The following is a 23,236-nucleotide window of genomic DNA, read 5'->3' on the forward strand; positions in this document are numbered from 1 at the left end:
CGTCACTGGTAGCCCGTCGCCCCGTCGATGCGTTCGCGGAGCAGGTCGGCGTGGCCGGCGTGGCGGCCGTACTCCTCGATCATGTGCAGGTACATCCAGCGCAGGCTCAGGTCCTTGCCGGTGTGGGGATGCCGGGTGGCGTGGTCGAGCGGCAGGTCGGCGATGGCCTTGTCGCACACCGCGATCTCCTCGAGGAAGCGACCGTAGTCGGCCTCGGCCCGCGCGGGGTCGATGTCGTCGAAGTCGCCGTCGCGGTTCACCTCGTCGGAGTAGATGTACCCAGGCTCCTCGCCGGCCGCGCGCATGCGGAACCAGCCGCGTTCCACCTCGGTCATGTGCCGGATCAGGCCCAGCAGAGACATGCTGGACGGCTCCACGCTGCGGGCCGCGAGCTGAGCGCCGGTGAGGCCCTGGCATTTCCACAGCAGGATCTCGCGGCCGCGGGTGAGCAGGGAGTGCAGCACGGCGCGCTCGTCGCCGACCAACACCTGCTGGGAACGGGTGACCTCGGGGGCAGTCCACGTCATGGTCGGACTCTAACGCCGGGCCGGAAGCCGGGAAAACGAATTCGGGGGGTGGGAAATCCCACCCCCCGAATCCCGGGAAACCGCTTGCTACAGACCGTTGTCCAGGAAGTCGATCACCGAACGCTCGAACGCGTCCTTGCGCTCCACCATGACCCAGTGGCCGCAGCGCGCGAAGGTGCGCAGGTCCGCGTTGGGGATCTGCCGGGCCGCGAAGAGCGAGCCCTCCACCGGGGTCACCCGGTCGTCACGGCCCCACAGGATCAGCACTTCCTGCTTGATGCCCTTGAGCCGCGCCCACAGCGGAACCGGCTCGGCCAGCTTCGGGTTGTAGAAGGTGGCGTAGGCGTCGCGCAGGGCGGCCTGACCCTTCGGGTCGGCGGCGGCCTTCAGGCGCTTGGCGACGAGTTCCTCGGTGAGGGTGGCCGGGTTGGAGACCATGGCCCGCAGGAAGCCCATGGCCTTCTCGTCGCTGGGGTTCATATTGAACTCCATGAGCCGGTTGATGCCCTCGGACGGTTCAGGTCCGAGGATGTTCACCCCGACCCCGCCGGGGGCCATCAGCACCACGCGGTCCACGCGGCCCGGATGCTCGAGCGCGAGCAGGGTCGCGACCGTGCCGCCCATGGAATTGCCGAGCACGTGCGCCTTCTCCAGGCCCAGCTCGTCGAGCAGGCCGATCACCGCGTCGGCGGCGATGCGCAGGTAGTTGCGCTCGTACACCTCCGGGCGGCCGCTCTCGCCGAAGCCCGGCTGATCCAGGATCAGGCAGCGGAAGTGCTGGGCCAGCACCGGCAGGTTCTCACCGAAGTTGGCCCAGCCGGAGACGCCCGCGCCGGAGCCGTGCAACAGCACCAGCGCCGGGCCCTCACCGGCCTCGTGATAGCGGAGCTTGTGACCGTCGACGGTCACCCACTTGGTGGTGCTCTCCGCGGTGAGGGTCATCAGAGCATCCGATCCGCGACCTCGAGGCCCATGGCGCCCTTGCCGTACATGGCCAGCGCGCGCTCCACGTCGTTGATCACGTGCACGCTGCCCGCGTGGGCGTCGCGCCAGTTGCGCTCGATGATGTTCGGCTGGCGGATGGCGTGGCCGCCGGAGTTCTTGAACAGCAGGTCGATCGCCTCGAGCGCGCGCTCGGTGCCGCGCACCTGGTCGCGGCGGGTGGCCAGCCGCAGCTCGAACGGGATCTCCTCACCGGCCTGCGCGTAGCGCAGCTGCTCGGACATGTTGCGTTCCATCTGGAGCACGGCGGCGTCGATTTCCGAAGCGGCGCGGGCGATCCGGACGTGGGCGAAGGGATCCTCGGAGACCTTCTGACCGCCGTAGGACAGCCGCACCCGCTCGCGCTGACGCTCGATGTGCGCGTCGTAGGCGCCCTGCGCCGCGCCGATGATCGGGGCGGTGATGGTGTTGGAGAACAGCGCGCCGAACGAGATCTTGTACAGCGGGTTGGTGTTCACCGCCTGGCCGGGGCCGATCAGGTTGGCCTGATCCGCGGCCGAGTAGGCGCGGTAGGCCGGGACGAAGGCCTTCTCGATGACGATGTCGTTGGAGCCGGTGCCCGCCAGGCCCGACACGTTCCAGGTGTCCTCGATGCGGTAATCGGTGCGCGGCACCAGGACCGTGTAGTAGTCCATGCCGGTCGCGGTCGGCACCAGCGCGCCCAGGAACACCCACTGGCCGTGGTCGCAGCCCGAGGAGAACTGCCAGCGGCCCGACAGCTCGTAGCCGCCGTCGACGACGGTCAGCTTGCCGGTCGGCGCGTAGGAGGAGGACACCAGGGTGTCGGGGTTCTCGGCCCACACGTCCTGCTGCGCCTGGTCCTCGAACAGGGCCAGCTGCCACGGGTGCGCGCCCAGCACCGAGGACACCCACGCGGTGGACGGGCACACGGTGCCGATCGCGCGGATCACCTCGTAGAAGGCGACCGGGGACTCCTCCATGCCGCCGAAACGGGCCGGCTGCAGCATGCGGAACACACCGGCCTCGGTGAGCTCGGCGATGCTGGCGTCGGGCACCCGCCGCTGCTCTTCGGCCTGAACCGCGCGTTCCCGGATCGCGGGCAGCAGATCGCGGACCCGATCGAGCACCTTGTTAGTCATGCGGGCGTTCCTCCTCGTGCAGAGTTTCCTGCCATCGAAGTTATGACCATCCAGGTGTTTCGAACCGAAATAGTCCCGATCATCGGAACGTCGGTCACTTGTGGGCGTACTCCCAGGTGATGTCCTCGTCGAGGGCCTCGCGGATGGCGGCGTCGAGGCCGGGGTTCCAGTCGGCCGGCTGGGCGACGGCGACCCAGCCGTCGAGGACCAGGTCGCCGTAGCGGTGGCCGTGGCCCGAGGGCACGCCCTGCGCGTTGGCGAGGTCGGCGCTGATCTGCCAGAAGGTGACGATGGGCCACCAGCGGATGGATTTGGAGACATCCGCGCCGCGCGGTTCCTTCAGCCAATCCGGTTGGGTGAACAGCAGATCCGGCGACCACCACACGATGGGGTCGGAGGCGTGTTGCAGGTAGACCACGCGTGGGTCGGTCCACTGGCGGGCGGGGCGGGCGAGATCCGGTGCGGTGGCGGCGAAGCGGACGATGAGGCCGTCGGCGTAGATCGGCAGGATCTCCGGCGTCCCCACGTCGCGGCGCTGCTCGATCTGACTCCAGATGCGGTTCGAGTTGGGCGGGCCCACCCACAGCACGCCGTCCACCATGCTGCGGATGTCGTCGAGTCCGGAGAACGCGCCCTCGGAGCCCTGTGAGCCCAGGCTCTCGCCGTAGACCAGCAGCTTGGGCCGGTGCTCCGGGGGCAGCTGGGCCCACCGTTCGTGGACGGCGTGGATGACCAGTCGCCCGGACTCGGTGGCCTTCTCACGGTCGGACAGGAACGACAGCACGCTGGGCAGGTACGAGTACTGGGTGGCGGCGATGGCGCTGTCGCCGCCGTACATGTACTCGATCGAGGAGGCGGTGGTGGAGTCCACCCAGCCGGTGCCGGTGGTGGTCACCACCACCAGCACCTTGCGGTCGAAGGCCCGGGTGCGGTCGAGTTCGCGCACCACCAGGGCGGCGATGTCCTCGGGCTCCTTCGCCGAGTCCAGGCCCGCGTACACCCGAATCGGTTCGCGCGCGGGCTTTCCCGTGACCCGCGCGATCCGTTCGGCGGTCGGCGCGGTGGCCACGAACCAGCGGCCCTCCGAACCGAGGGTGTCCCATCCGGCCAGAGACTGTGGGCTGCCGGACCTTTCGGGCAGCTGCGGCTGGATCGCGCTCTCCGAGGTCTTGCCGTTGCGCAGGCTGAACGCCGAATTGGCCGTGGCGAAGAAGGCTTTCGCCAGCACGCCCTGGAACAGCAGCACCGCCAGCACGGCCACCACGACGACCGCGCCGGGGTAGGCCAGGCCGCGCGGAATGTGCCAGTCGATATTGAGCAGCCGCACGATCAGCCGGATCAGCCACCGCACCACGCGGTACGCGGCGATCACCAGGGCCAGGGTGGCCGCGGCCAGCAGTTCGGCGCGCAGGTAGCTCGACGTGGTGGTCGGTTCCATCCCCATCAGCGTTTCGAGGTCGCGCTGCCAGCGGGCCGACCGGGCCAGCACCAGCGCGGCGCCGACGATGGTGCCGACCAGGATCACGACTTTGCCGACGGCCCGGGTGGTTTCGCTCGGATTCCACAGTTTGGCCAGGCCCTCGGCGGAGTCGGGCAGCCGCGGCTGCACCCACTTCTCGAACGCCCACGCCAGCACGCAGCCCACGCCGTAGCCGATGGCCGCGCTGATCCCGCAGACCAGGCCCTCGAACAGCCAGGTGCGGGGCAGCAGGGAGGGCGACACCGCCCACAGGAAGAAGATCCACGCCACGATCAGGCCGGGATAGTTCGGGTTGATCGCGCGTTCCACGCGGGCGATGACCGCCCACACGCGGGACGGGAACGATCGGGTGTCCGGCTGCGCGTCGTCGGCGAGCATGTCGTCGGCGGGCTTGTCGAGGTCCTGACCGTCGGCCTTCATGTCTCGAGTCTGATCTCCAGGACTCGCCCGGACCGCAGCGACACGCGCGCACGACACCGGCGCCGCCGGACGCCGGGGGCTCAGGCCGGTGTCCGGCGGCGCCGGCTATCCGAGATTCCCTCATCGGGAAATGAGGGGTGCGCCTCATCGAGAAATGAGGCGGCCACGAACCGCAGGGAGGTTCGCGGTGGACGACGCAGCCCCCCGCGTTGTCCGCCCACGTCTGGCAACAGTAGGGCGTCCCCCCAGCAATGTGAAACAGCTATTCTTCGGTGATTGACAAGCCGCACTTGTCAATCAGAGGTGAGCCGGTAGTGTCCGATCCTCGAAATCGGGCCGTTCCAGCAGCTCGACCAGTTCCGGACGCGCGGCCCGGACCTCCCGCGCGATCTCGACGAACGAACGCACCAGCGGGGTCTCGTGTTCCGCGGGCCAGGCCACGGTTACCTCGTTGCGCGGGGCATCGACAATCGGCAGCAACCGGACCCGGGGAAACGGCATCCAGCGCGCCGACGCGACGGTCAGCACCACGCCGACGCCCGCCGACACCTTGTGCAGCTCCTCCAGCAGCGACTTCGACCGCGACACCACCGGCGCGGGCGTCCCGTCGCGGTGATCGTGCAACTCCCAGAACGCATTCCACACCGGATCGTCGTTGTCCGCGCCGAGCAGCGGCTGGTCCAGCAGGTCCCGCACCCGCACCTCGGGCAGTGCGGTCAGCGGATGCTCGGCGGGCACCAGCGCCACCAGCGGCTCGGCGAACAGCGGCTCCACCCGGATTCCGTCCGCGCGGAACGGAAGTCGCGCGAAGGCCACGTCCACGCTGCCGTCGGCCAGACCGGCGGCGGGCTCCTCGTAGGTGAACTGCCGCATGTCGACCGTCACGTCCGGATGCCGTTCCCGGAAGGCCGCCAGGATCGGCTCGGTGAGCGTCAGCGCCGCGCCCTCGAGGAACCCGAGCACCAGCCGGTCCGACTCGCGCCGCTGCGCCACCCGCGCCTGCTCCACGGCCAGGCCCAAGGTGGTCAGCGCGCCGCGGACCCCCTCGAGCAGCGCCTCCCCCGCCGCGGTGAGCTCCACACTGCGCGTGGTCCGGATGAACAGCACCAGGTCCAGGGCCTGCTCCAACTGCTTGATCTGCGCACTCAACCCCTGCTGCGCCACGTGCAGCCGCTGCGCGGCCCGCGTGAAACTCAGGTCCTCCGCCACCGCGACGAAATACCGCAACTGCCGCGAGTGCACATCCATAGCGAGCGAGTCTAGATCGAAACCGCCTGCCCGATTCGTGAGTTCACGCGCGCCGGGCGGCGGCGGTTCCGGCCCGGCGGCCGAAGAAAGTGCCGTCACCCAGCGAGGTTCCGGAAATGTAGCCGAACCCGTGCAGCCCGTTGGCGGCCCGGCCCGCGGCGTAGAGACCCGCGATCGGCTTGCCGTCGTGGTCGAGCACGTGCCCATCCAGATCGGTGTGCAGACCGCCCAGGGTGAACACCGAGGCGCCGGTGCCGCGCCGATCACCGGCCTCCGACGGCGGGCGGACCCCGGCCTTCACGTCGATGGCGGCCAGCGGCGGGGTGAGTTCCCGCAGCCAGCGCGCGGCCTTGTGGTGATCGAGATCCGCGCCCTGCCGGGCGAATTCGTTGTAGCGGCCGATGGCGGTGCTCAGCGACCCCGCGGGCAGGCCGGTGAGTTGCTCGAGCTCCTCGGGCGTCTCGGCGACGTGCGTGGGCCGCACACCCCAGCGCTGGGGTTCGGGGACGTCCTCGAAACCCTCCTCGTCGACGATGACCCACACCGCGGTGTCGTCGCCCGCCCAGCTGCCGCCCATGTTCTGGCGGTAGAGCGCGTGCTGGCCGATGCGGCCCGGGTAGGTGTCCTCGTTGACGAAGCGGCGGCCCAGGGCGTTGACCACCATGCCGCGCACGGCCAGCCCCGGGATCAGGGACATGCCGACCTGCCCGGCGGACATGTGGCGCACGGCCGCGCCCAGCGCCTGGGCCATCCGGATGCCGGAGCCGTCGTCGGTGCCCGCGCTGACCTTGGTGTGGCCGAGCAGCTGCGGGGCGTGGGCGGCGAGCATGGCGTCGTTGTCGACGAAACCTCCGGTGGTGAGCACGATTCCGCGCCGGGCGCGAATGGTGATCTCCTCGCCGTAGCGGCGCGCGACCGCGCCGACCACGACGCCGTCCTCGTCGACGACGAGCGTGCTGACGTAGGTGTCGAATCGCGTGGTGGCCCCGGCTGCCTCGGCCGCGGCGGCCAGGCACTCCATGAGCAGCTTGCCGCCGAAGTCGTTGGCGGTGGGCCGGTGCCCGCGCGGGGCGGGGTGGGCCAGTTCGGTGAAGGGCCAGCTGTTCTCGCCCAGCCACATCAGGCCGTCGTCGGTGGGCGGCACCCAGGTGGGGGCATTCCACATGGTCGGCTTGAACGGCACGCCGCGGTCGACCAGCCAGTGGAAGTGCTCGACGCTGCCCGCGCAGTACTCGTCGATCTTGGCGGTGTCCGCGCCCGCGCCGAGCGCGGCCTTCAGGAACGCGGCCATGGCCTCGGGGGTGTCGTCGAAGCCGCAGGCCACCTGGATCGGGGTGCCGCCGCCGAGGTAGATCTCGCCGCCGGAATTGGCCGACGCGCCGCCCGGACCGCCCGCCCGGTCCACGATCAGCACCTGCGCGCCCGCGTGCGCGGCCTCGAAGGCCGCCGCGGCCCCGGCCGCGCCGTAGCCGACGATCAGCACATCGGTCTCGATGTCGTAGGGGCCCACCTCGCCGGCCGCCCGCGGCGTGACCGAATTCCGCACTGTCATGCCTCGACGGTGCCCGCTCCGACCGCCATTCCTTAGCGGTCCATCTTGCTGACCGATTCGCCGATCCCGTTCAACGGGACTGCGACCCGTCACACCCTCGTGTAATAGGGATGGTGTGTGAACGGCGTCACTGTGGTTGGGGACGCCTGCACGAGGAGGAGAGTCAATGCGGATTCTGGTCACCGGAGTCACCGAGCCGAGCGGCCGCGCCGTCGCGCGCATGCTGCTGGCCGCCGGCCACGAGGTATCCGGTCTGGACCGGCAGCGGCACCGCTACGTGGACCCGCGGGTCGAGGTGACCGTCGGCGACCTGTCCGACGCGCAGGTGTGCGCGCGGGCCGCGGCCGGGGCCGACGTGATCGTGCACCTGGCGGGCCCGGCGGTCGCGGCGATCGCGAAGGCGGCCCAGGAATCCGGTGCGCGCCTCGTGGTTCCCGTTGCGGCGGGCGCTGATTCGAGTGTCGAGAAGATCGTGGCCGGCTCCGGCGCCGACGCGCTCATCGTGCGCACCGCGCTGGTGGCGGGCCGCCGCGTCGATCACGGCGGCTGGCGCGCCCTGGAGAGCCTGACCGGCGGCGGCAAGGGCAGCGTGCAGGTGCTGCACTACGACGACCTGGAGCGCTTCCTGGTGCTGGCGGCGCTGTCGCAGCGCGGCGGCGTGGTCGAGCTGGCCGCGCCCGGCGAGGTGTCCAGCGCCGAGGTCAAGCGCATCCTGTCCGAGGCGGGCGTGAAATACGGTGCGTGGCTGCCGAAGTCGTCGGCGACGCAGACCAAGGTCGACGCGAGCGCGGCCCGCGAGGAGTGGGGCTTCCGCTACGGCTGGAACGCCACCGAGGTCATCGCCGACACCGCGCGCGGCCTGCACGGCCGCAAGAGCGGCGGCTCCGGCTTCCGCAACCGCCGCGGCGCGATCCCGCTGCCGACCCACGTGGTGCCGCAGAACGCCCCGACCTCCGACGGCTACCAGCTGACCTCCGCCGCCCCCGAGGGACTGCAGGGCGAGTTCGACGATCTGGTCGACGACCGCATCCCGGTCTACACCGCCACCAACACCTCCGAGGCGCTGCCCGGTCCGCTCACCCCGCTCACCATCGACCTGCAGGCCGGGGCCATCCGCCTGGGCAACGAGGCGATGGGCCACATGATCGCCATCGAGGGCATCGCGCTCGAGCACTGGGTGTCCCGCGTGACCAGCGTGCTCGGCCACCACATGTACATCAACGCCTCCATCGGCGTCTTCTCCGCCGAGAACATGCCCGGCTGGGACGAGGAGAGCGTGCGCCGCGACGTCTACGGCACCATCGGCGACCTCGAGCTGCACCCGAAGGGCCGTCCCGCCATGCCGACCGGTATGGCCGCCCGCGCGGGCACTTTCAAGGCCATGGGCCGGGTCGCCTCGACCGCCCTGCAGTTCAGCAAGACCGCCGAGCTGATCAATGCCGCCTCGCACGCGGAGGCGCTGAACCGCGACCAGATCTCCGAGCTCACCGACGAGCAGCTGCACGCCCGCGCCCTGCTCTGGCGCGACCGCCTCAACCAGGCGTGGCAGGCGGCCTCCATCGGCGTCATGATGACCGGCGCGGCCACCGCCGCCCACAAGGGTGAGGTCAAGATCGACCTGAACCGCCTGGAGTCGGCCAAGACCATGCTGGCCGTGGAGCGGCTGGCGGGCCTGTGCCGCAAGGACGCCGGGCTGCAGGCGCTGGCCAAGACCGGTGACGTGGGCGCGGCCCGCGAGAAGTCGCCGGAGTTCTCCAAGGCCCTGGACCAGGAGCTGGCCAAGATCGGCCACCGCGGTCCGGGCGAGTGCGAGCTCATCAACAGCACCTTCGGCGACCGCCCCGAACTGCTGGTCACCGCCGCCGGGCGGGCCGCGGAAATGCCCGCGCCGCACCGCGAGCCGGTGCCGGAGCCGACCAGCCGCACCGCCAAGATGGCCGTCGGCGCGACCGTCTACCGCGAGCGTGCCCGCGACGCCGTCGTCCGGGTCACCAACTGCCTGCGCCTGGCCACCCAGGAGCGCGCCGCGCGCCTGGTGAAGGCGGGCAAGCTCACCGAGATCGAGGACTCGGTGTTCCTGAACCTGGACGAGATCCTGTGGGCCCCCGCCGATCTGCAGGAGCGGGTGGCGCGCCGCCGGGCCGAGCGCACCCGCTTCCAGGCCGTCCGCATGCCCGACGTGGTCAACGGCCCGTGGGAGCCGGAGGAGGTCTCCGGCGCGATCGCGGTGGGCGAGACCATCACCGGTCTGGGCGTCAGCCCGGGCGTGGTGGAGGGCACCGTCAAGCGCGTGCTGACCCTCGACGACGACATCGAGCCGGGCGACATCCTGGTCGCCTCGGTGACCGACACCGGCCACACCGCCATGTTCGCCTACGCGGGCGCGGTGGTCACCGATATCGGCGGCTCGGCCTCGCACGCCGCCATCGTGGCCCGCGAGTTCGGCGTCCCCTGCGTGGTGGACGCCAAGGTCGCGAGCACCGGCCTGCAGGACGGCCAGCGCGTCCGGGTGGACGGTGCGGCCGGGACCATCACGTTGCTGGCCGACGCCGAATAGGCGCGGCCCGCAACCGAATCCGCCTCGGGCGCGCCGCGCTCGCGCCCGAGGACGGTCGGTCCACCGGGGACCGGTCGGCCCAACTACAAACCAACCAGTCTCCACTTTGCGCATCTATACCCGGACCGGGACACACCCACGCCCCGGTCCGTCATCGAAAGGAATACCCCCAGTGACGATCTCGCGCGCCGTACGCGGCACTCTGACCGGTGTAGCCGCCGCGCTCATCGCAATCACCCCGATTGCCGTCACCCCCGCGGTGGCCGCGCCGGTGCCGGTCCTGCAGACCCCCAAGGGCGTCTCGCTGAACCTGCCCAGTGCCCCGAACGCGCGAGACCTGAGCGGCATCCCGCTCGGCGGCGGCGCCAAGACCAAGGCCGGTTCGGTCTACCGGGCCGACGCCCTCAACAAGCTGAGCGCGGCCGAGCAGCAGCAGCTGGTGTCGGCGGGCATCGTCGAGGTCATCGATTTCCGCAGCCCGACCGAGCGCGCCCAGAACCCGGACAAGCTGCCCGGCTCCATCCCGGCCAAGTCGATCCCGGTCTACGACCCGAACAACGACTTCTACCTGTTCTTCGCCAAGGCCGTGCAGGGTGGCCCCGAGGTCCAGCAGCAGCTGCTCGGCGACGGCAAGGGCCGGCAGTACATGATCGACTACTACAAGTGGCTGGTCACCGACGCCACCTCGCGCGGTCAGTTCTCGGCCGCGCTGAAGGAGATCGCCGACGCCAACGGCCCGGTGCTGTTCCACTGCACCGCCGGTAAGGACCGCACCGGCTGGATGTCGGCCATCCTGCTGACCGCCCTGGGCGCCAACAAGGGCCAGGTCTACAACGACTACCTGGACTCCAACGAGAACCTGGCCGCCGCCAACAAGGCGACCCTCGACGGCCTGGTCCACGCCGGTCTGGTCACGGACCCGTCGCTGTTCGAGCCGGTCCTCGGCGTCGACCGCGCCTTCCTCGATTCCGCCTTCGACGCCGTCCAGGCCAACTACGGCTCCTTCGACAACTTCCTGTCGCAGGGCCTGGGCATCGACGCCGCGACCGTCGCGACCCTGAAGTCCAAGCTGGCCTAGCAGTATCCTCCGCAATGCCGGCGCCGTGTGGGACGGCGTCGGCATTCGCGTGTCCGCCCCATGTCCGCTTCCCAATTTCGATCTACATGCGAAAATTCGCATAATGCACGAGATCTGGCAGCTGGACGGGCGGCGCACCCGCTCGGTGAGCGCGGAGAACCCGACCGGTGAGCCCGGTGGGGGCGGGCGCGCCATCTCCGGAACCGGTGCGTTCGCGGCGGCGGGGCTGGGGCGGGGCTGGAAGGTCTCGCCGTCCATCGACCTGCGGCCCGGCGAAACCGTCACGCTCGCCGACCTTTCCGGGCCCGGCGTGATCCGGCACCTGTGGCTCACCACCGATCGCGCGCTGCTGCGCGATTTCACGCTCCAGATGTACTGGGACGACGCGCCGGAACCGGCCGTCGCGGTGCCGCTGGGCGATTTCTTCTGCAATGGCTGGGATCAGCTGGCCCTCGTCGACTCCGCCATGATCGTGGTCGCGCCGGCGGGCGGTCTGAACAGCTACTGGGCCATGCCGTTCCACTCCCGCGCGCTGATCACCCTGCACAACGGGTCCGAACAGGCCGCGCCGGTGTACTACCAGATCACCTATCTGGAAGAGGACTTACCGGGCGCCGCCGGGTATCTGCACGCCCGGTGGCGCTGCTCCGATCCGCTGGGCACGCCCGCGGAACATCCGATCGTCGAGATCGACGGCGGCCCCGGCCGGTACGCCGGAACGTATCTGGCCGTGCAGCCGCGCGCCACCGGCTGGTGGGGCGAGGGCGAGCTCAAGTTCTATCTCGACGACGACACCGAATTCCCCACCCTCTGCGGCACCGGGACCGAGGACTATTTCGGCGGGGCCTGGAATTTCGACCTCGACGGCGCTTATCGCCCCTACTCCACCGCCTATCTGGGCATGCCGCAGGTGCTGCCGCCGCATCGAATCTACGAGCCGCATCAGCGATTCGGCATGTACCGCTGGCACATTCCCGACCCCATCTGTTTCGAGTCCGGGTTGCGCGCCACCGTCCAGGCGCTGGGCTGGCGCGAAGACGGCCACTACCTACCGCTGGACCGAGCCCACGTGGCGTCCACCGCCTTCTGGTATCAATCGCTCCCCTGATCCCCCGAACGTCCCGTAACGATTGTGGGACAGCAGAAAGAATGCGATTGCTATTGCGTAAAACGCGTCGAGCGCGTGGCATGCGGGTGCATGGTATTCGTATGCGAGCCTTGGTCGTCGAGAAGCCCGGACAGTTCTCGGTCGAATCGGTGCCGGATCCGCTACCCGGCGCCGGTGAGGTCGTGATCCGCGTGGACGCCGTCGGGATATGCGGGACGGATATCCATATCGTCGAGGGCGAATTCCCGCCCACCCCCTATCCGATCGTGCCCGGACACGAATTCGCCGGGGAAGTGGTGGCGCTCGGCGCGGACGCGGCCGGGGTGCGAATCGGCGACCGGGTGGCGGTGGATCCGTCGTTGTTCTGCGGCCGCTGCCACTATTGCGCGATCGGGCGCGGGAATCTGTGCGAGAACTGGGGCGCCATCGGCGACACCGTGGACGGCGCCATGGCCGAGTACGTGAAAGTGCCCGCCGCCAACTGTTATCGGCTGCCCGGGCACGTGTCGCCCGCGCACGGCGCACTGGTGGAACCGCTCTCGTGCGCGGTGCACGGATTCGACGGGCTGCCACGGCGACTCGGCTCGCACTATCTGATCTACGGCGCGGGGACCATGGGTCTGCTCATGCAGCAGCTGGCCGCGGCGGCGGGCGCGGCCTCGGTGTCGGTGGTGGACACCAATGCCGACCGGCTGGCCGTCGCCCGCACCCTGGGCGCGGACGCGGCCACCGTGTCGGCCGACGACATGGACCGGCCCGAGGGCTGGGAGATCGTGATCGATTGCAGCGGAGCGGTGGCCGCGATCGAGGACGGGCTCTCGCGGGTGCGGCGCGGCGGCACCTATCTGCAGTTCGGGGTGGCGCCGGCGGCGGCGCGGGCCAGCGTCTCGCCGTTCCGCATCTACAACGACGAGATCACCATCGTCGGATCCATGGCGGTACTGCACAGTTTCGGCCGGGCGGTGGACCTGCTCGGCGAGGGCGTGATCGACGCGGACACCGTGATCACCCATGATTTCGCCCTCGAGGAATTCGGCGATGCCCTGCGGACCTTCCGCGCGGGCACCGGACGCAAGATCCAGCTGCATCCCGGACGGGCGGCACGATAGAGGGTGGTGGCCAATGACGGTCGTTGCCGGAGTGGATTCCTCCACTCAGTCCTGCAAGATCGTGGTGTGCGACGCCGATACCGGAACGGTATTGCGGCAGCGCCAGATTCCGCACCACGACGGCACCGAGGTACCCCCGGCCATGTGGTGGGAGGCGCTGCGCGCGGCCTGTGACCGCATGATGCGTGATGTCGAGGCCATCGCGGTGGCCGGGCAGCAGCACGGGCTGGTGGCGCTCGACGCCGCCGGGCATCCGGTGCGGGACGCGCTGCTGTGGAACGACACTCGCTCGGCGGAGGCGGCCAGTCAGCTGGTGGGCGAGCTGGGCGGGCCGCAGGCGTGGGCGGACGCGGTGGGCAGTGTGCCGCTGGCCGCGCACACCGTGGCCAAGCTGCGCTGGTTCGCCGACCACGAACCCGAACTGGCCGACCGGACGGTCCGGGTGCTGCTCCCCCACGACTATCTGACCTGGCAGCTGCGCGGCGGTGATCCGGCGACCGAGCCCACCACCGATCGCGGTGACGCCTCCGGCACCGGGTACTGGTCCCCGGCCGCCGGCGCCTACCGGACCGACCTGCTGGCCATGGCCTTCCGCGGCCGCAGTCCGGCCCTGCCCCGGGTGCTCGCGCCGGCCGAGATCGCCGGGCACACGCCGGGCGGGCGGCTGGTGGCCGCGGGCACCGGCGACAACGCGGCCGCGGCCCTGGGACTGGGCATCGCGGACGGCGACGTGGTGGTGTCTCTGGGCACCAGCGGGACGGTGTTCACCCGGGCCGCGTCGCCCAGCGCCGATCCCTCCGGGGCGGTCAACGGGTTCGCCGACGCCACCGGCGCGTTCCTGCCGCTGGTCTGCACGCTCAATGCCGCCCGGGTCCTGGACGCGACGGCGGTCCTGCTGGGCACCGACGTGTCCGGTCTGGAAGTGCTGGCCGCGCAGTCCCCCGCGGGCGCGGACGGCCTCACCCTGCTGCCCTACATCGCGGGCGAGCGCACCCCGAATCTGCCGCACGCCACCGGCAGTCTGCACGGCCTGCGCCCGCACACCATGCGCCCGCACCATCTGGCCCGCGCCGCCATCGAGGGCATGCTCTGTAATATCGCCGAGGCCCTGGACCGCCTGCCGACGGTCCCGCATCGAATCCTGTTGATCGGCGGCGCATCCCGCTCCCGCCTCATCGCCCACGCGGCGGCCACCATCTTCGGCCGCACCGTCACGGTCCCCAACCCGAGCGAGTACGTCGCCCTGGGCGCGGCCCGCCAGGCCGCCTGGGCGCTGCGCGGCGGCCCCCGCCCGCCCCGCTGGCCCACCCCGCCGGGCACCGAATTCCACACCCTGGCAGCGGGAGTCGGCGCCGCGATCCGCCAGCGCTACGCCGAGATCAGAGACACGTACTATCCGTAGACGACCGGGCCGTCGGACAGGTAGTCATCCCACGTCTTGTGCCGGGTGATGTAGTTCCGGATGGCGTCGCGGGCGATCTCCTGTTTGGATCGCCCTTCCATCGCCGCCTGCGCACCCAGCGCAGCTTCTTCGTCCTCGCTGAGCCGCAAAGTCCATGCCACCGCGAATTCATACCACCCCGGTGTCACCGTGTCTGCCGAACGACCGTCCAGTTGGCAACCATCACATGACGAACAGGTAGCCGAGGCCCGGGATACGTACCGGCTATTGCGCTCACGGCGAGTTCAACCATCGTCAGCACCGGTCGCTGACTCGTAGCTTCACCGGGTATGACGACCGAGTTGAGCACCCCGTTGAACGATATCGTCGAGGCGACCGGACGTGCCGTGGCGGCGGACCCCGCCCAGGCCACCGTGGTCTTCCGGGCCGCGGGCACGCCGGAGGGCACGGTGGGCAGCGCAATCGCGCTGGGCCGGTACACGGTTCGGGTGGACGAGCCGCCCGCGCTGGGCGGCGAGGGATCCGCGCCCAATCCGGTGGAGGTGTACCTGGCCTCGCTGATCGCCTGCCAGGTGGTGACCTACCGGTTCTGGGCCCAGCGCCTCGGCATCACCATCGACGACCTGGCCATCGAGGCCGAGGGCGATCTCGACGTGCGCGGCTTCTTCGGCCTGGACGACACGGTCCGGCCCGGCTTCCAGGCGGTCCGCGTCACCGTCCGGGTCGGCGGCCCCGAATCCGCCGGGCGCTACGCCGAACTGCAGCGGGCCGTCGACGAGCACTGCCCGGTCCTGGACCTCACCACCGGCCGCACCCCGGTCGAGACCACCCTCGTCACCCAGTAGCAGCACCCCACCCACCGGAGGCCCCGATGACCGAGTCCGTCCTGCCCGAAGACCCCAGCGCCACCTGGAGTTTCGAGACCAAGCAGATCCACGCCGGGCAGCAGCCCGACGCCACGACCGGCGCCCGCGCCCTGCCGATCTACCAGACCACGTCGTACGCGTTCCGCGACACCGACCACGCGGCCGCGCTGTTCGGGCTCGCCGAGCCGGGCAATATCTACACGCGGATCATGAACCCCACCCAGGACGCGGTGGAGCAGCGGATCGCGGCGCTCGAGGGTGGCGTGGCCGCCCTGCTGCTGGCGTCGGGCCAGGCGGCGGAGACCTTCGCGATCCTGAACCTGGCGGGCGCCGGGGATCACATCGTGTCCAGCCCGCGGCTGTACGGCGGCACCTACAACCTGTTCCGGTACACGCTGCCGAAGCTGGGCATCGAGGTGAGCTTCGTCGAGGATCCGGACGATCTCGAGCAGTGGCGGGCGGCGATCCGGCCGAACACCAAGGCGTTCTTCGGGGAGACGGTGTCCAATCCGCAGAACCACCTGCTCGACATCCCCGGGATCGCGGAGGTCGCGCACGGGTCGGGGATTCCGCTCATCGTCGACAACACCGTCGCCACCCCGTACCTCATCCAGCCGTTCGCGCACGGCGCGGACATCGTCGTGCACTCGGCGACCAAGTACCTGGGCGGCCACGGTGCGGCCGTCGCGGGCGTGATCGTGGACGGCGGCGCCTTCGATTGGCGCGGTGGACGATTCGCGGGCTTCACCGAACCCGATCCCAGCTACCACGGCGTCGTCTACGCCGACCTGGGCGCGCCCGCCTACGCGCTCAAGGCGCGGGTGCAGCTGTTGCGCGATCTGGGTTCGGCGATCTCGCCGTTCAACGCCTTCCTCATCAGCCAGGGGCTGGAGACGCTGAGCCTGCGCCTCGAGCAGCACGTGGCCAACGCCACCGCGGTGGCCGAATTCCTCACCGGGCGACCCGAAGTCACGGCCGTCTCCTACGCGGGCCTGCCGTCCTCGCCGTGGTACGAGCGCGGAAAGCAGCTGGCCCCCAAGGGTGTCGGCGCGATCATCGGCTTCGAGCTGGCGGGCGGCGTGGACGCGGGCAAGCGTTTCGTCGACGCCCTGACCCTGCACAGCCATGTCGCCAATATCGGTGACGTGCGCTCACTGGTCATCCATCCGGCCTCCACCACGCATTCGCAGCTGACCCCGGAGCAGCAGCTCGCGGCGGGCGTCACGCCGGGCCTGATCCGCCTGGCGGTCGGGATCGAGGGGATCGACGACATCCTCGCCGACCTGCGCGCCGGATTCGCCGCGACCGCCTAGCCGGTCAGAAGCGGTCGAGGGGCCGGATCCGCGGGGACACCGCCGAATTCACCTGCAGGGCGATGATCAGGCCGATGCTGAGATAGGTGCTGATCGGGCACAATGCCACCGCCGCCGCGTACAGGAATTGCACGATTCCGATGCGGCGGCGGATGGCCGTCAGGTCCTCGGGGGCGGCGTCGGCGGTGAGCAGACCGGCGCGGCGGGCGTAGCGCAGGGCGGCGAGTTGCGCGAGTCCCAGGTACAGCAGGTCGGCCCAGTAGACCAGCAGGGCCAGGCGCGACTGCGGGAACGCGGCCAGCAGGGCGGTCGCGAAGGGCACCATGCAGACGCCGAACAGGAACATCAGATGGATCCAGGTCAGCGTGCGGTCCGCGCGATCCATCAGGCCGAGCTGGGTCTGCTGGCCGATCCAGAACATGCCCAGGGTGAGGAAACCCAGGAAGCAGATGAGGAATTGGGGGCCGACGTGGGTGAGGGCGTGCCAGACCGGCTCCTCGTCGGCGGCCGCGCCGGAGGTCCACAGGGCGCGCTGACGCCAGGTCTCGCTCGCGGGGACGTGCAGTTCCAGCACGAGCAAAGTCATTGCCACAGCGAAGATTCCGTCGCTGAGCGCACCCAGCCGACCCAGGTCCTGTGCCGCGATGCGGTGATATCTGGCCATCCGCCCCACCTCCGGGTCGGACCTTAGCCGAGATCAGGGTGCGGCGCGGTGTTGCTCCCGGGCGAGGAAGTGGGCGGTGGATTTCGTTGTCTCGTACAGGGATCGGTAGTGGCGGTAGTACGGGCCGTAGTGCGCGGTGGTGTCGGGATCCGGTTCGACGGTGGCGATGATCGGGTTCCAGGCCGAGGTGTCCAGGCCCACGGCCTCGGCGGCGAGCAGGGCGTCGCCGAGGGCCGCGCCGACGGTGTCGGCCGGAAGCTGTTGCGGCAGACCGGTGATGTCGGAGACGATGCGGGTCCAGAGGCCGCCCTTGGTGCCGCCGCCGACCGCGACCAGGCGGGTCGCGGGGGTGCCGGCCGCGGCCATCGCCTCCAGATTGTGGCGGACCCCGTAACCGATGCCCTCCAGGACGGCGCGGTAGAGGTCTGCGCGCTGGTGGGTGAGGGTGAGGCCCGCGATCAGGCCGCGGGCGTTCGGGTCGAACAGCGGGGTGCGTTCGCCCGCAAAGTAGGGCAGCACCAGCAGGCCACGGGAGCCCGGCGGGACATGGGCCGCCTCGTCGAGCAGTTCGGCGAAGTCGCTGCCGGTGAGGGCCCGCAACCAGTCGGTGACCGCGCCGGAAGTCGCCATCCCGGCGGCGGAGGTGAAGGTGCCGGGCCAGGTTCCGCAGGTGGTCCACAGTCCCGGTTGCGGGCGCGGGTCGGCCAGCACCTGGGTGAGGAACATGGTGGTGCCGTACATGATCATGCAGTCGCCGGGAGCGCGGACGCCGATCCCGGCCGCCTCGGCCCAGGCGTCGATGGTGCCGGTGGTGACGGGAAGGCCCACGGGCAGACCGGTGGCGGCCGCCGCCTCGGGGGTGACGCGGCCGACTATCTCGGTGGGCCAGGCCAATTCGGGCAGGCGCAGGCCGGGCGCGACGGATTCCGCCCAGTCGGTGGCCCAGTCGCGGGCCATCAGGTCGTACATGGGCACGCACTGACTGGCGGACTGGTGGTCGAGGACGTAGCGGCCGGTCAGGCGGTACACGAGAAACGAACTGGCCATCAACAACATTCGGGTGGCGGACCACACCCGCGGCTCGTGCCGGATGAGCCAGCGCAGTTTGGGGCCGACGGCCTGACTGGTGAGCGGCGACCCGCACCGCTCCAGCACGGTCAGCGGCCCCAATTCCGCGTCCAGTTCCTCGATTTCGACGCCCGCGCGGGTGTCGACCCCGTACAGGATGGCGGGCCGCAGTGGGCGGCCGTCCGCGGCGGCGGGCAGCAGGCACGGGCCGATGCCGCTCACCGCGAGCGCCTCGATGGGTTCGCCGTCCGCGGCCGCCACCAGGTCGCGGGCGATGCCCACGAAGTCGGCCCACCACACCGTCTCCGCGTCGTGCTCCACCCAGCCGGGCCGGGGCGTCGACACCCCGTGCGGTCGTTCGGCGCGCATGGCGACCACGCCGTCCCGGTCGGTGAGGACGCCCTTGGATCCGGAGGTGCCGATGTCGATGCCGAGGAGCATGTCAGGCCACCCGGGTGAACTCGTCGAGGGTGACGCCCAGCAGCTCGCAGGCCGCACGCACGGTGGCACGCTGATCACCGGGGACGGCGTGAATGTGATTGGCGCCGAAGCGGGACAGGAAATCCCCGGCGTCGGCGTCCAGGCTGGCGAAGGCGTGCGGCCATTCCCAGGTGGACTGCTTCATCAGCGATTCGTTGGTGGCGTCGTCGTAGGTCTCGAACGCGCCGAGCATGAGTTGCATGCGGTAGTCGCCGTCGCGGCGGGTGAGGCGGGCGAAGGTCATCTCGCCGGGCGCGGCCAGGTGGTGCACCGACGCGCCGCCCGCCGGGAAGAAGAACACCTCCGGGTACAGGTGCACCCGGGCCAGGTTCTCGGCCGGATCGTCGCTGCGCGCCGCGTACCAGGTGGCGTGCTGGCCGGAATTGCACAGATCCCAGATGTCGCGGTCGGCGTGATAATGGCGGACGTCGGCGAAAAGCACGGGGGTGCCGGAGATCTGCTTGAGCAGCTGCATGGTGAGCGCGCCGTCCATATCGGCCTCGGTGGCGCAGACGTGCGGCTGTTTGGGCCCGTTCCAGTCGTAGGGGTCGTTGAGGAAGGCCTCGGTGACGTCCATGGTGGCGAAGTACTGGGTCAGTTCGGGCTGGCCCTTGATGCCGGAGAAGTCCAGCCGCCATTCCGCGATCAGATCCCGCACCGCCAGGTACGAGCGCAGCTGCCGCTCCAGCAGGTCCGGCGTCAGTTTGACCCCGTCGTAGTGCACCCCGGCGGTATTGCGCTCCAGCCATTCTCGCGCCGCCCGCGCCTCACCGGCATCGGCCTGGTCGGCGCGGCGGACGATCTCCCACTGGTCGATCTCCTCCACGTCGATCCCGAACACCCGCTGCCATTGATCGGTATTGGCGACCGCCGTGTTCATCCCCATGGGCCGCCCGCCGAACCGCCCGAAGGTGCTGCCGCGCAGTCCCGCGACCGCCGCCGCGGCCCGCGACCGCACCCCGATCGCCGCGATCAGTTCCGGATCGGCCGGGTCGCCCCACAGCCGGGCGTGCTCGCGCCCGATCTGATCGAGGGCCCCGCCCGCGGCCAGCATCCCCACCATGCCCGGCTGCACCGGGTCGATGTTCGACAACAGGAGCAGCGGCCCCCGCAGCGCGCCCGCCGCCAGCATGGTGAAGTGCGGGAACGCCCACACCGCGTAGTGCAGCACGGTCAGATCCACCCCCGCGGCCTCCACCCGCCGGGCGACCTCGACCGCCCGGTCATTGCTCGCGACCGGTTCCCGGCCCCGAATCACGGTGTGTCCGGCGGCCGTCAGCTCGGCGACCAGCCGGTCTTCCGCCGTCTTGATGAATCCGACGATGCCGCCGTGCACATAGTCGCGGCCGTCGGAAAGACTGATCACGCCGATTCGGGCCATGGTGCCTGCCTCCCCGCAACGTTCTGATCGTCAGCACTGGGTGGGACTCTCGACTCACCGTCCAGAATCCCAGTTCAGACCGCCCGCCACGCCCGAAATCGGATTTTCGGGTCAGTCCGGGAAGATCAAGGGCGCCAGCGCGACTCCACCCTGCCCCCACCCGGCATGCGTCACCCACAGGCCGCCGTCATGGGTGATCACCTCCGCGGCGTGGGCCCGGATGTGGCCCACGCGGTCGGAGGTGTCGAAGTGAAAGGGATTGTCGCTACGAAAGATCTCGGTGCCGACGTAGTCCGGGCGCGGACCGATCAGCAGGTACCAGGCGTCCCCGTGCCGCACCACGAACGGTGACTCGGTATTGCCCGCCCCGGTCCCGGTCGTCGGATCGGTGTAGGCGATGCGGCGCTCGCTCCACCGCACCAGGTCCGGACTGGTCCGATAGGCGACGACATGATTTCCCCCGGCAGGGGCGCTGGTGGCGCAGTAGTACAGGACCCACTCGTCGCCGATCCGCAGCACCATGGGGTCGCGCGCGTCGTAGCCGTCCCGGAACACCGGGCTCGCCGGATGCCGCCGCCAGTGGAACAGGTCGGTGGAGGTGGCCAGGCCCATACCCGTTGCGGTGCGGTCGATTCCGCCGCCGTCGTAGAACATCCAGTACCGGTCCCCGGCGTGGACGACGAACGGCGCCCACAGATGCCGCTCCCCCCGCTCCCGGTCCACCGCCAGCACGGAGGGATGCTTGGTCCACGGCCCGCGCGGATCGTCCGCGGTGGCGTGCGCGAACTCGGTCTCGTCGAAGGGATCGGCCGGTTCCGGATGCGTGATCCCGAACAGATGCCACCGTCCCCCGGCATCCCTGATCAGCGAATGATCGTTGATATACCACCGCTGACCGGCCTCGGTCGGGTCGTAGACGTGCCGGAACTCCCCCGCCCGCACCGTGCCCATAACCCGTCCTCCATATAGGACAAGAACTGTCCTAGTCGCTGTCGACAATGGATTCATGCCGGAACTCTCGCTGCGAACCCTAAACCGCACCCTGCTGCTGCGTCAGCGGTTGCACGAACGAACCGCGATGCCCGTCGCCGACCTGATCCGGCACCTCGTCGCGGTGCAGGGGCAGGAGCCGAACTGGCCGTACGTGGGATTGTGGTCGCGGCTGAGCGGGTTCCGGCACGAGGAGCTGTCGGCGCTGCTGGAGCAGCGAACCGTGGTGCGCGCCACCTCGATTCGGCGCACCGTGCATCTGACCGACGCCCAGGACTATCGGTGGCTGTATCCGACCGTACGACCGGCCGTCGAGCCGACGTTGCGCTCGGTCTACCTGCGCGATGCGATGAATGGCCTCGACATCACCGAATTCGGCGCGGCCGGAGAGGAATTGCTGGACGGCAGGGCCGTCTCCCGGCGGGATCTGGGGAAGCTGCTGTCGGAGCGGTTCCCCGGACGCGGGGCACGCGACCTGGTCCACGGGCTCGGCGTCGTCCAGCCCCTGGTGCATCACCCCGGCGCGGGAGCGTGGGGCGCGTGGCGTGGGCGGTCGGTGTCGGTGTCGCTGGCCGAGCAGATCGTGGGCGGGCCGTTGGCGGCGGGGCCGGAGCCGCGGACTCTGGTCCGGCGCTATCTGGCGGCCTATGGTCCGGCGACCGTGGGCGATATCCAGGAGTTCGCGGGGGTCACGAAGCTCGCGGAGGTGGTCGAGGGGATGCGGGGCGAGCTCCGGGTGTTCCGCGATGACGCGGGACGCGAGCTGTTCGATGTGCCGGACGCTCCGATCGCGGCGGCGGATTCGCCTGCGCCGGTGCGGTTTCTGCCCGCCTTCGACAATTCCTGCCTCGGGCATCGGGATCGGCGGCGGATCATCCGCGACGAGGATCGGGCCCGGATCGCGAAGATCGCGTCGGGCGGCGTGCCGATGTACCTGATCGACGGATTCGTGCACGGCCGGTGGGATGTGGACGGGTCGACCATCCGGATCACGCCGTGGCACGCCCTGGCCGCGGACGACGAAGCCGCCCTGCGCGCCGAGGCGGAACGGCTGCTGCCGTTCATCACCCCGGGCGAGGGCGGCGACGTGGTGTTCGAGCAGCGGGCCGCTTAGGCGACGAGGACCTCGCGCAGGCGCTCGAGCTCGGACTCGGTGAGGCCGTTGGCGAGCAGCCACGCGGCCGCACCGCCGTGCTCGGCGTGCAGGTTCGCCAGGAAGCCGAGCATGACCTCCGGGGAGACCGCGAGGATGCCGGTGTTCGTCTGCGGCAGGCCCTCGTACGACGGGAGGGCGTCGAGACGGTCGCGGACCTTCTGGATGCGCTCGTTGGTGAGGGCGTAGTCGTGGGCGATCGCCTCGGCGGGAACGCCGACCGCGTCCAGCAGGACCGCGGCCAGCACGCCGGTGCGGTCCTTGCCCGCGGCGCAGTGGAACAGCACCGAGTGGCGGGCCGGATCGATGATGAGGCGCACCGACTCGACGATGTGCTCGCCGCTGCCGCCGAGCAGCTGACCGTAGAGCGCGGTCAGGTCGACGCGGGTCTTGTCGGGGACGAGATCCCGTGCGGCCAAGGAGGACTGGGGCGACTTGCGGATCGGCAGGTTCGCGATGTGCACCGCCGAATCGCCGATCAGGCCGTAGCCCTCGCGCTCCACCTCGTCGGGCAAGCGCAGGTCGATGACCGTGCGCAGGCCCAGCGTGTCGACCAGCTGCGACAGATCGCCGGAGGTGGCCTGCTGCAGGGTGGACGAACGCAGCACGATGCCGAAGCGGGTGGTGCCGCCGCCGGCGACCGGCAGGCCGCCCAGGTCACGGACATTGTCGATCTGGGCGAAGTCGATCCAGCGGCCGGTCACGGCGTCGGTGGTCACGGGCGCGTCGGTCGCTACG

At 70.4% G+C, this 23,236-nt stretch carries 20 protein-coding genes; 8 read left to right on the forward strand and 12 right to left on the reverse strand.

Going from position 1 to position 23,236, the window contains the following annotated elements; translation table 11 throughout:
- Positions 1-2: 2 nt before the first annotated feature.
- From ACWEOI_RS24175 to ACWEOI_RS24200, 6 genes are all read right to left on the reverse strand, one after another.
- Positions 3-527, reverse strand: a complete 525-nt coding sequence (locus ACWEOI_RS24175; protein WP_452361096.1) for a DinB family protein — start codon at positions 525-527, stop codon at positions 3-5.
- An 87-nt stretch (positions 528-614) separates the two neighbouring features.
- Entirely contained in the window at positions 615-1,469 is an 855-nt protein-coding gene (locus tag ACWEOI_RS24180; protein WP_452361097.1) for an alpha/beta fold hydrolase, read from the reverse strand.
- The gene (gene hsaA, locus ACWEOI_RS24185; RefSeq protein ID WP_357090110.1) at positions 1,469-2,629 is read right to left on the reverse strand and encodes a 3-hydroxy-9,10-secoandrosta-1,3,5(10)-triene-9,17-dione monooxygenase oxygenase subunit; all 1,161 of its coding nucleotides are present in this window, start codon (positions 2,627-2,629) and stop codon (positions 1,469-1,471) included. The genes ACWEOI_RS24180 and hsaA overlap by 1 nt, the downstream gene beginning before the upstream one ends.
- 94 nt (positions 2,630-2,723) lie before the next feature.
- Complete coding sequence (locus ACWEOI_RS24190; RefSeq protein ID WP_452361098.1) at positions 2,724-4,529, reverse strand: alpha/beta hydrolase; 1,806 nt, start codon at positions 4,527-4,529, stop codon at positions 2,724-2,726.
- A 297-nt stretch (positions 4,530-4,826) separates the two neighbouring features.
- Positions 4,827-5,777 carry a LysR family transcriptional regulator gene (locus ACWEOI_RS24195; RefSeq protein WP_379277833.1) on the reverse strand — a complete coding sequence of 317 codons (951 nt, stop codon included), beginning with the start codon at positions 5,775-5,777 and terminating at the stop codon, positions 4,827-4,829.
- A 43-nt stretch (positions 5,778-5,820) separates the two neighbouring features.
- Positions 5,821-7,329, reverse strand: coding sequence for an FAD-dependent oxidoreductase (locus ACWEOI_RS24200; RefSeq protein WP_452361099.1), 1,509 nt, complete (start codon positions 7,327-7,329; stop codon positions 5,821-5,823).
- A gap of 166 nt (positions 7,330-7,495) precedes the next feature.
- On the opposite strand from ACWEOI_RS24200, the gene ACWEOI_RS24205 reads away from it, so the two are divergent.
- From ACWEOI_RS24205 to xylB, 5 genes are all read left to right on the forward strand, one after another.
- Complete coding sequence (locus ACWEOI_RS24205) at positions 7,496-9,886, forward strand: PEP-utilizing enzyme (RefSeq protein ID WP_452361100.1); 2,391 nt, start codon at positions 7,496-7,498, stop codon at positions 9,884-9,886.
- A gap of 172 nt (positions 9,887-10,058) precedes the next feature.
- On the forward strand, positions 10,059-10,964 hold the full coding sequence (locus ACWEOI_RS24210) for a tyrosine-protein phosphatase (protein WP_452361101.1): 906 nt from the start codon (positions 10,059-10,061) through the stop codon (positions 10,962-10,964).
- Between the two features lie 103 nt (positions 10,965-11,067).
- Positions 11,068-12,072 carry a DUF2961 domain-containing protein gene (locus ACWEOI_RS24215; protein ID WP_433671754.1) on the forward strand — a complete coding sequence of 335 codons (1,005 nt, stop codon included), beginning with the start codon at positions 11,068-11,070 and terminating at the stop codon, positions 12,070-12,072.
- A gap of 101 nt (positions 12,073-12,173) precedes the next feature.
- Positions 12,174-13,181 carry a zinc-dependent alcohol dehydrogenase family protein gene (locus ACWEOI_RS24220; protein ID WP_452361102.1) on the forward strand — a complete coding sequence of 336 codons (1,008 nt, stop codon included), beginning with the start codon at positions 12,174-12,176 and terminating at the stop codon, positions 13,179-13,181.
- A 13-nt stretch (positions 13,182-13,194) separates the two neighbouring features.
- The gene (xylB, locus tag ACWEOI_RS24225) at positions 13,195-14,583 is read left to right on the forward strand and encodes a xylulokinase (protein WP_433671752.1); all 1,389 of its coding nucleotides are present in this window, start codon (positions 13,195-13,197) and stop codon (positions 14,581-14,583) included.
- Here the strand turns inward: xylB and ACWEOI_RS24230 are convergent.
- On the reverse strand, positions 14,574-14,744 hold the full coding sequence (locus ACWEOI_RS24230; protein WP_357279684.1) for a CopG family transcriptional regulator: 171 nt from the start codon (positions 14,742-14,744) through the stop codon (positions 14,574-14,576). The genes xylB and ACWEOI_RS24230 overlap by 10 nt on opposite strands.
- Before the next feature lie 168 nt (positions 14,745-14,912).
- Between ACWEOI_RS24230 and ACWEOI_RS24235 the strand changes: the two genes are divergently transcribed.
- The gene (locus ACWEOI_RS24235) at positions 14,913-15,428 is read left to right on the forward strand and encodes an OsmC family protein (protein ID WP_433671751.1); all 516 of its coding nucleotides are present in this window, start codon (positions 14,913-14,915) and stop codon (positions 15,426-15,428) included.
- A 26-nt stretch (positions 15,429-15,454) separates the two neighbouring features.
- A complete protein-coding gene (locus ACWEOI_RS24240) occupies positions 15,455-16,762 on the forward strand; it encodes a bifunctional o-acetylhomoserine/o-acetylserine sulfhydrylase (RefSeq protein ID WP_452361103.1) in 1,308 nt (435 codons plus the stop codon).
- 4 nt (positions 16,763-16,766) lie between these two features.
- On the opposite strand, the gene ACWEOI_RS24245 is transcribed toward ACWEOI_RS24240, so the two are convergent.
- From ACWEOI_RS24245 to ACWEOI_RS24260, 4 genes are all read right to left on the reverse strand, one after another.
- Positions 16,767-17,426, reverse strand: coding sequence for a TMEM175 family protein (locus ACWEOI_RS24245; protein ID WP_433671749.1), 660 nt, complete (start codon positions 17,424-17,426; stop codon positions 16,767-16,769).
- Positions 17,427-17,459: 33 nt separating this feature from the next.
- A complete protein-coding gene (locus ACWEOI_RS24250) occupies positions 17,460-18,935 on the reverse strand; it encodes an FGGY-family carbohydrate kinase (RefSeq protein ID WP_452361104.1) in 1,476 nt (491 codons plus the stop codon).
- Position 18,936: 1 nt separating this feature from the next.
- The gene (locus ACWEOI_RS24255) at positions 18,937-20,355 is read right to left on the reverse strand and encodes an L-fucose/L-arabinose isomerase family protein (RefSeq protein WP_452361105.1); all 1,419 of its coding nucleotides are present in this window, start codon (positions 20,353-20,355) and stop codon (positions 18,937-18,939) included.
- A gap of 111 nt (positions 20,356-20,466) precedes the next feature.
- The gene (locus tag ACWEOI_RS24260; RefSeq protein ID WP_452361106.1) at positions 20,467-21,306 is read right to left on the reverse strand and encodes a family 43 glycosylhydrolase; all 840 of its coding nucleotides are present in this window, start codon (positions 21,304-21,306) and stop codon (positions 20,467-20,469) included.
- A gap of 55 nt (positions 21,307-21,361) precedes the next feature.
- On the opposite strand from ACWEOI_RS24260, the gene ACWEOI_RS24265 reads away from it, so the two are divergent.
- Positions 21,362-22,459 (forward strand): winged helix DNA-binding domain-containing protein, encoded by a 1,098-nt coding sequence (locus ACWEOI_RS24265; RefSeq protein WP_452361107.1) that lies wholly within the window; start codon positions 21,362-21,364, stop codon positions 22,457-22,459.
- On the opposite strand, the gene ACWEOI_RS24270 is transcribed toward ACWEOI_RS24265, so the two are convergent.
- Complete coding sequence (locus tag ACWEOI_RS24270; RefSeq protein WP_452361108.1) at positions 22,456-23,217, reverse strand: tyrosine-protein phosphatase; 762 nt, start codon at positions 23,215-23,217, stop codon at positions 22,456-22,458. The genes ACWEOI_RS24265 and ACWEOI_RS24270 overlap by 4 nt on opposite strands.
- Positions 23,218-23,236 lie beyond the last annotated feature (19 nt).

It is taken from the genome of Nocardia sp. NPDC004340 (genome assembly GCF_053602575.1).

Coding starts and splice junctions, on each gene's coding strand:
- ACWEOI_RS24175 (WP_452361096.1), bottom strand. CDS start 527: ATGACGTGGACTGCCCCCGAGGTCACCCGTTCCCAGCAGGTGTTGGTC.
- ACWEOI_RS24180 (WP_452361097.1), bottom strand. CDS start 1,469: ATGACCCTCACCGCGGAGAGCACCACCAAGTGGGTGACCGTCGACGGT.
- hsaA (WP_357090110.1), bottom strand. CDS start 2,629: ATGACTAACAAGGTGCTCGATCGGGTCCGCGATCTGCTGCCCGCGATC.
- ACWEOI_RS24190 (WP_452361098.1), bottom strand. CDS start 4,529: ATGAAGGCCGACGGTCAGGACCTCGACAAGCCCGCCGACGACATGCTC.
- ACWEOI_RS24195 (WP_379277833.1), bottom strand. CDS start 5,777: ATGGATGTGCACTCGCGGCAGTTGCGGTATTTCGTCGCGGTGGCGGAG.
- ACWEOI_RS24200 (WP_452361099.1), bottom strand. CDS start 7,329: ATGACAGTGCGGAATTCGGTCACGCCGCGGGCGGCCGGCGAGGTGGGC.
- ACWEOI_RS24205 (WP_452361100.1), top strand. CDS start 7,496: ATGCGGATTCTGGTCACCGGAGTCACCGAGCCGAGCGGCCGCGCCGTC.
- ACWEOI_RS24215 (WP_433671754.1), top strand. CDS start 11,068: ATGCACGAGATCTGGCAGCTGGACGGGCGGCGCACCCGCTCGGTGAGC.
- ACWEOI_RS24220 (WP_452361102.1), top strand. CDS start 12,174: ATGCGAGCCTTGGTCGTCGAGAAGCCCGGACAGTTCTCGGTCGAATCG.
- xylB (WP_433671752.1), top strand. CDS start 13,195: ATGACGGTCGTTGCCGGAGTGGATTCCTCCACTCAGTCCTGCAAGATC.
- ACWEOI_RS24235 (WP_433671751.1), top strand. CDS start 14,913: ATGACGACCGAGTTGAGCACCCCGTTGAACGATATCGTCGAGGCGACC.
- ACWEOI_RS24240 (WP_452361103.1), top strand. CDS start 15,455: ATGACCGAGTCCGTCCTGCCCGAAGACCCCAGCGCCACCTGGAGTTTC.
- ACWEOI_RS24245 (WP_433671749.1), bottom strand. CDS start 17,426: ATGGCCAGATATCACCGCATCGCGGCACAGGACCTGGGTCGGCTGGGT.
- ACWEOI_RS24250 (WP_452361104.1), bottom strand. CDS start 18,935: ATGCTCCTCGGCATCGACATCGGCACCTCCGGATCCAAGGGCGTCCTC.
- ACWEOI_RS24255 (WP_452361105.1), bottom strand. CDS start 20,355: ATGGCCCGAATCGGCGTGATCAGTCTTTCCGACGGCCGCGACTATGTG.
- ACWEOI_RS24260 (WP_452361106.1), bottom strand. CDS start 21,306: ATGGGCACGGTGCGGGCGGGGGAGTTCCGGCACGTCTACGACCCGACC.
- ACWEOI_RS24265 (WP_452361107.1), top strand. CDS start 21,362: ATGCCGGAACTCTCGCTGCGAACCCTAAACCGCACCCTGCTGCTGCGT.